This is a genomic window from Neisseria sp. P0014.S002 (assembly GCF_051958295.1).
Taxonomy (GTDB): Bacteria; Pseudomonadota; Gammaproteobacteria; order Burkholderiales; family Neisseriaceae; genus Neisseria; species Neisseria flavescens_B.
The window spans coordinates 1-440 of sequence record NZ_JBQCVO010000037.1; the positions used below are offsets into that span (position 1 = coordinate 1).

Consider the following 440-nt stretch of genomic DNA (forward strand, 5'->3'; position numbering starts at 1 on the left):
CCTACGGGGGGCAGCAGTGGGGAATCTTAGACAATGGGGGAAACCCTGATCTAGCCATGCCGCGTGAGCGATGAAGGCCTTAGGGTTGTAAAGCTCTTTCGTGGGGGAAGATAATGACTGTACCCCAAGAAGAAGCCCCGGCTAACTCCGTGCCAGCAGCCGCGGTAATACGGAGGGGGCTAGCGTTGTTCGGAATTACTGGGCGTAAAGCGCACGTAGGCGGACCGGAAAGTCAGAGGTGAAATCCCAGGGCTCAACCTTGGAACTGCCTTTGAAACTCCTGGTCTTGAGGTCGAGAGAGGTGAGTGGAATTCCGAGTGTAGAGGTGAAATTCGTAGATATTCGGAGGAACACCAGTGGCGAAGGCGGCTCACTGGCTCGGTACTGACGCTGAGGTGCGAAAGCGTGGGGAGCAAACAGGATTAGATACCCGAGTAGTC

Annotated in this window: 1 rRNA gene; it reads left to right on the top strand. The window is 55.7% G+C overall.

From position 1 onward, the window contains the following. Window positions 1-440: ribosomal RNA gene (locus ACTHSX_RS10485) — 16S ribosomal RNA — on the top strand; the annotation flags it as partial.